This window comes from Sphingomonas sp. CCH10-B3 (assembly GCF_001556185.1).
In the GTDB taxonomy this organism is placed as follows: Bacteria; Pseudomonadota; Alphaproteobacteria; order Sphingomonadales; family Sphingomonadaceae; genus Sphingomonas; species Sphingomonas aquatica.
The window spans coordinates 1-6,561 of the sequence record NZ_LSIJ01000070.1 but is presented as its reverse complement, the minus strand read 5'-3'; the positions used below and the strand labels follow the sequence as shown (position 1 = coordinate 6,561).

5 protein-coding genes are annotated in these 6,561 nt (G+C 66.9%); all 5 read left to right on the top strand.

Features of this window, described 5'->3' with window-relative positions; all coding sequences use genetic code 11:
• Positions 1-442: transcription antitermination factor NusB (gene nusB, locus AX672_RS12010; protein ID WP_066651697.1), on the top strand; the 442-nt coding region annotated here is incomplete at its 5' end.
• A gap of 57 nt (positions 443-499) precedes the next feature.
• The gene (locus tag AX672_RS12005; protein WP_066651696.1) at positions 500-964 is read left to right on the top strand and encodes a DUF3617 domain-containing protein; all 465 of its coding nucleotides are present in this window, start codon (positions 500-502) and stop codon (positions 962-964) included.
• Between the two features lie 165 nt (positions 965-1,129).
• Entirely contained in the window at positions 1,130-2,026 is an 897-nt protein-coding gene (gene thiL, locus AX672_RS12000; protein WP_066651695.1) for a thiamine-phosphate kinase, read from the top strand.
• Positions 2,027-2,130: 104 nt separating this feature from the next.
• Positions 2,131-4,305, top strand: a complete 2,175-nt coding sequence (locus AX672_RS11995; protein ID WP_066651694.1) for a sodium-translocating pyrophosphatase — start codon at positions 2,131-2,133, stop codon at positions 4,303-4,305.
• 61 nt (positions 4,306-4,366) lie between these two features.
• Entirely contained in the window at positions 4,367-6,370 is a 2,004-nt protein-coding gene (locus tag AX672_RS11990) for an alpha/beta hydrolase family protein (protein ID WP_066651693.1), read from the top strand.
• Positions 6,371-6,561 lie beyond the last annotated feature (191 nt).

The following is a 6,561-nucleotide window of genomic DNA, read 5'->3' as shown; positions in this document are numbered from 1 at the left end:
CCCCCGGACCAAGGCCCGCGCCGCCGCGCGCCTCGCCGCCGTTCAGGCGCTCTACCAGCACGACATGGAAGCAACCCCGATCGTCCGGCTGCTCCACGAATTCCACCAGCACCGCATCGGCGCGACGATCGAGGACGCCGAATATGCCGAAGCCGATGTCGATTTCTTCGACGATGTCGTGAAGGGCGCGCTCGCCCGTGGGATGGAGATCGATTCGCTGATCACGGCCAAGCTCGCGACCGGCTGGAGCCTCGACCGGCTCGACAAGCCGATGAAGGCGATCCTGCGCGCCGGCGCCTATGAACTGATCGCGCGCGCCGATGTGCCGGTGGGCGCGGTCATCACCGAATATGTCGATGTCGCCCACGCCTTTTACGACAAGCGCGAGACGGGCTTCGTCAACGGGCTGCTCGACGCGATCGGCAAGGATGTGCGGCGCTGAGCGACGATTGTTAACCCGCGCCGGCTAATGCACTCCGGTCATTGCAAGGGGCCGCCGATGCGCTTCATTCTTTCCAGCCCGATCCTGCTTCTGCTCGCCGGGTGCGGCAGCGCCGGGGCAAGCGGCGGCGCCGCGCCACCGGCCCTTGCCAGCGAGATCGCGGCAGGGGAATGGGAAATCACCGGCCCGCTCGGCGGGCCGGTGCCATCGGCGAGCAATCCCGAGCCGCCGATGACGCGCAAGACGTGCCTCAGGCCCGCCGACACCGGCGCCGTGACCGCGCGCGCCGCGCTGCTCCAGCTGGTGCCGATCGGCAGCTGCAAGACCGACGAGCTGACCATCAAGGACCATTATCTCAGCGGATCGCTGGCATGCCGGGGCGTCGACGACATTCCCGACCACAATCAGACCGTGTCGGGCACTTACGGCAAAGACTGGTTCCAGATGACGATCGACATCCCGGTGTTTGGCACCACCGTGCGGCAGACGATCGACGGCAAGCGCATCGGCGATTGCTCCTGAAGCATTGGACCATGCGCGCCGGGTAGCGCCCGCCTCGCCCAGGATGACGGCGCGGCAGCGGATCGGCTTGCTGCGCACGGCGCCGGGCGATAGCCTCTCGCCCGCGCCAACGTGGGGAAATTTACCTTTGTCTTCCAGCCCTGAAGCCGCGCAGCACTGCAGGCCATGACCGAAGCCGAGTTCCTCGCGGCACTGCGCGCGCTGCCGCTCCATCCCGGGGCATTGGGGCTGGCGGACGATGCGGCGCGGCTGGGCGACTTCGTGCTGACCAGCGACACGATCGTCGAGGGCGTGCATTTCCTGAGCGATGACCCGCCCGGCGACGTCGCCTGGAAACTCCTGACGGTGAACCTGTCCGATCTCGCCGCCAAGGGCGCGGTGCCTGAGGGGGTGATGCTCAGCTATCCGCTCGGCGACAGCGCTTGGGACACGGCGTTCGTGGCCGGGCTAGGCGAGGCGCTGCGGGCGTTCGACTGTCCGCTGATCGGCGGCGACACGGTGAGCCTGCCCGCTGGCGCTCCGCGCGTGTTGACGCTGACCGCGATCGGCCGCGCCGGCGTCGCGACCCCGGCGCGGTCGGGGGCACAGGCGGGCGATACGCTCTACGTCACCGGCACGATCGGCGATGGGGGAGCCGGATTGACGATCGCGCGCGGCAAGACCGGGCCGGCCGAGCTGCTCGCTGCCTATCGCCGCCCGCAGCCGCGCCTCGCCGAGGGGCAGGCGCTCGCGCCCCATGTCCACGCGATGATGGATGTGTCCGACGGTCTGCTGATCGACGCGCAGCGGATGGCGGCGGCGAGCGGCCTCGCCGTCACGATCGGTCTTGCCGCTATCCCGCTCTCGGCAAGCTTTCGCGCCTTCGCAGGCGATGACCGCGCGGCGCGGCTTGCCGCGGCCACGGCTGGAGACGATTACCAATTGCTGTTCGCCGCACCTCCCGGTCAGACACTCCCGGTCGCCGCCACCGCCATCGGCCGGTTCGCGCCCGGCAGCGGGCTGGTCGTGGTCGACGGCGCGCAAAGCCTGCCGCTGCCGCCGCGTCTCGGTTTCGAACACTAGGGCGAACACCGCTTGCCTATCGCGCCGCGCCAAGGCTAGGTTCGCGGCCATCCAGAACGAAAGTGCCCGGCGTCCGCCAGAGGCAGCAGGATAAGGGGAATGCGATGCTGATTGTCTATGCGGCCATGGCCTGTGGCTTGCTGGCTGTGCTCTATGGTTTCGTCACCAGCCGCCAGGTGCTCGCAGCACCCGCCGGCAACGAAAAGATGCAGGACATCGCCGCCGCCATTCAGGAAGGCGCACAGGCCTATCTCGGCCGCCAGTATCGCACGATCGCTGTCGTCGGCGTCGTCGTCGCCGTACTGATCTGGCTGTTCCTCGACCGGATGGGCGCGCCCGTCTCGACGATCGGCTTCGTCATCGGCGCGGTGCTCTCGGGCGTGGCGGGCTATGTCGGGATGAACATCTCGGTGCGCGCGAATGTGCGGACAGCCGAAGCCGCGCGGACCTCGCTCCAGGGCGGCCTCACCATGGCGTTCCGATCGGGCGCGATCACCGGCATGCTGGTGGCAGGGCTTGGCCTGCTGTCGATTTCGGGCATCTTCTGGTATCTGATCGGCCCCGGCGGCAATGCGCCGGGCAGCCCGATCGTCGTCGCGGCACTCACCGCGCTCGCGTTCGGCGCGTCGCTGATCTCGATCTTCGCGCGGCTCGGTGGCGGCATCTTCACCAAGGCAGCCGACGTCGGCGCCGATCTGGTCGGCAAGGTCGAGGCGGGGATCCCCGAGGACGATCCCCGCAACCCGGCGACGATCGCCGATAACGTCGGTGATAACGTCGGCGACTGCGCAGGGATGGCAGCCGATCTGTTCGAAACCTATGTCGTGACCTTGGGCGTGACGATGATCTCGATCGCGCTCGCTTTGCGCGGTGCCGACAATCTGCTTGCGGTCATGGGCCTGCCGCTGATCGTCGGCGGGGTGTGCATCATCACCTCGATTATCGGCACCTATTTCGTGCGGCTGGGCAGCGGCACCAACATCATGGGCGCGCTCTACAAGGGGTTCTGGACCAGCGTCGTGCTGTCGATCCCTGCCATCTACTTCGCCACGCAATATGCGCTCGGCGACATGAACACCGCGATCGGCGGCAACAGCAACATCAGCTTCCTGAACGGCGCCACCCCCGAAGCCGTCACCGGCAATGCCGCCGCGTCGGTCACCGGCATGGCGCTGTTCTGGTCGATGATGATCGGGCTGGCCGTCACTGGCCTCTTGGTGTGGATCACCGAATATTACACCGGCACCAATTTCCGCCCGGTGCGCAGCATCGCCAAGGCTTCGGAGACCGGCCACGGCACCAACGTCATTCAGGGCCTCGCGATCAGCCTTGAATCGACCGCGTTGCCGACCTTCGTGATCGTGATCGCGGTGATCGCGGCGTACCAGCTCGCGGGCGTGATCGGCGTGGCGTTTGCCGCCACCGCAATGCTCGCGCAGGCGGGCATGGTGGTCGCGCTCGACGCTTATGGCCCGGTGACGGACAATGCGGGCGGCATCGCCGAAATGGCCGGGCTGCCCGATGACGTGCGGCACAAGACCGACGCGCTCGACGCGGTCGGCAACACCACCAAGGCGGTGACCAAGGGCTATGCGATCGGCTCGGCAGCACTCGCCGCGCTGGTCCTGTTCAACGCCTACACCAGCGATCTGGCGAAGGATTTCCCGAACCTGACGGTCAATTTCCAGCTCTCCAACCCCTATGTCATCGTCGGGCTGCTGCTCGGCGCGCTGCTGCCCTATCTGTTCGGGGCGATGGGGATGACCGCGGTCGGCCGCGCGGCGGGCGCGGTGGTCGAGGAAGTCCGCGACCAGTTCCGCAACAACCCGGGCATCATGGCGGGCACCAGCCGACCCAATTATGCCCGCACCGTCGATCTCGTCACCAAGGCGGCGATCCGCGAGATGATCGTGCCCAGCTTGCTGCCGGTGCTGTCGCCGATCCTCGTCTATTTCATCATCACTGCCGTTGCCGGTCAGGCCGAAGGCTTTGCCGCGCTCGGTGCGATGCTGCTCGGCGTGATCGTGTCGGGGCTGTTCGTCGCCATCTCGATGACCTCGGGCGGCGGCGCATGGGACAATGCCAAGAAGTACATCGAAGACGGCAACCACGGCGGCAAGGGCAGCGAAGCCCACAAGGCCGCGGTCACCGGCGACACCGTCGGCGATCCGTACAAGGACACCGCGGGCCCGGCGGTCAATCCGATGATCAAGATCACCAACATCGTCGCGCTGCTGTTGCTGGCGGCCGTGGCAGCGGCGAGCGGGGTCGTCGGCTGAGCCCCTTGATCGGCCGGACCGTGGCGATAAGCTTTCGGTTCGGCCGATATCTTAGGGGGATATGACGATGGTCTCTGTGAATTTGCGCCTGTTCGCCGCGCTGGCGGTGACGGCAAGCAGCGTTGCTTGGACGGCGCCGGTCGCGGCACAAGTGAAGCCGGCCGCCGATTGGGAAGGGAAGACCGTCCCGATCGAGGTTTTCGGCCAGTTTCCTCTGGTTGCGGGCGCGACGCTGTCGCCCGACGGCCGCTGGATTGCCGCCAAGATTCGCGCACAGGGGCAACAGGTGCTCGCGATCCTCGCCGTGGGCCAGCCCGGCGTGCAGCCGCGCATCATCGCGCGTGATTCGGACTTGTCGGGCGACAAGATCGGCCAGCGCCAAGTCATCAGCTATCGCTGGCTGAACAATGAAGTGCTGCTGATCGGCATCAGCTCGCGCGACAATTTCGGCGGTGATTGGTTCGACAACGTCCGGTTCGCGTCCTACGACCGGACCAGCCAGAAGGTGCTGCCGCTCGGCTGGGACAAGGCCTTTGCCGGTACCAGCCTGCTCTGGGCGTCGCGCGACGGCCCGCCGCGCATCCTGCTCGAACGCATCAACCCCGCCAACGGCACCGAATTGCTCGGCAAGCCCGAGGTGGTCGAAATCGACGCGGTCACCGGCAAGGAACAGATGGTGATGCGCGCCAATCCAGTGGTTTCGGACTGGTCCGCGGACGAAGCCGGCGTGGTGCGGATGGGAACGTCGTTCAGCGGCGACACCGGGCGCCTGACCGTGCTGTACCGCCCCGATGCCAAGTCGGGGCTGAAGACGATCTTCAGTGAAGTCATGGGCCTCAACGCGCGCCCTTCGGTGCCCGACGTGATGCTGAAAGACGGCACCGCCTATACCGTCAGCGCCAAGGATGGGTATGAAGCGCTGTACGAATTCGACCTGACGACCATGAAGATCGGCAAGAAGGTGTTCGGCGTCGACGGTTACGACATCGACGGTCCGCTGGTCGCGCGCGACGGCAGCTCGATCAACGGGGTCCAGTTCACCACCGGCCGCGGCCAGCAACTGTATTTCAGCCCCCGCATGAAGGAAATTCAGGCGGTGCTCGAAGAGCCCTTCGGCAAGGGCAATGTGCGGATCGTCAGCAACGATGCCGCGCAGACGCGCATCCTGTTCCAGGCGAGCGTGCCGGGGCAGCCGCCCGCGACCTATCTGTTCGAAACCGCGAGCGGCGCGACCGGGCGGCTGGCGTGGTACAGTGACACGCTGAAGAACGCGATGCTCAACCCCGTCAGCACGGTGCGCTATGCCGCAAGCGACGGCAAGCCGATCGAGGCGATCCTGACGATGCCGCGCCACCGCGCCGGCCAGAAGAACCTGCCGCTGATCGTCCTGCCGCACGGCGGCCCCTGGGCGCGCGACGATGCCGATTGGGACGCTTACGGCTGGGCGCAGGCGCTCGCCGAATATGGCTATGTCGTCATCCAGCCCAATTATCGCGGCTCGACCGGCTATGGCACGGCCTGGACCAAGGCATCCGAAAAGGCCTGGGGATACCGGATGCAGGATGACCTGAACGACGCGGTCAGCTGGCTCGCCGGGCAAGGCACGATCGATCCCAAGCGCGTGTGCATGATGGGCTGGTCCTATGGCGGCTATGCGGCGAGCCGGGCGGCGCAGCGCGACGGCGCCAAATATCGCTGCGCCATTTCGGGCGCGGGGGTGCACGACCTGCCGGCGATGGTGCGGTACGACAAGAATTACCTCGGCACGTTCCGCGCGAAACAAGCGTTGGGATCGGCAGGCGAGCTGGTCGATGTGTCGCCGGGGCTGCACCCCAGGGATTATTCGATCCCGATCCTGATCGTCCACGGCGCGAAGGACATTCGCGTGCCGGTGTCGCAATCGCGCGATCTGGTCGCGCGGCTGAAGGGGGCGGGCAAGGTCGAAGGGCGCGACTTCGTCTATCTCGAACAGCCGCTCAACACCCACAATCTGCTGCGCGAGGAAGACCGGGTGCAATTGCTGCAGGAAGTGAAGAAGTTCCTCGATCAGCATAACCCGGCGTGAGGCCCAAGGCCAACGCGCCAGCGTTGGCTGCGGCACCGCCACACGCCCGGCCGGCGGGGGAGCGAGCTCGCCCTCGCTCCCTCGACCGACGAGTGACAGGTGAGCAATGCCCCGCATTGCTCAGGCCATGCCGGGGGCATGGCCGACCTGTCACTGGCTTTGCCGCGGCGCCATGCCCCCACCTCCCCGCC

What these genes read in the sequence shown, in the direction of transcription:
- AX672_RS11995 (WP_066651694.1), top strand. Translation starts at nt 2,131, where the DNA reads ATGCTGATTGTCTATGCGGCCATGGCCTGTGGCTTGCTGGCTGTGCTC.
- AX672_RS12005 (WP_066651696.1), top strand. Translation starts at nt 500, where the DNA reads ATGCGCTTCATTCTTTCCAGCCCGATCCTGCTTCTGCTCGCCGGGTGC.
- thiL (WP_066651695.1), top strand. Translation starts at nt 1,130, where the DNA reads ATGACCGAAGCCGAGTTCCTCGCGGCACTGCGCGCGCTGCCGCTCCAT.
- AX672_RS11990 (WP_066651693.1), top strand. Translation starts at nt 4,367, where the DNA reads ATGACGATGGTCTCTGTGAATTTGCGCCTGTTCGCCGCGCTGGCGGTG.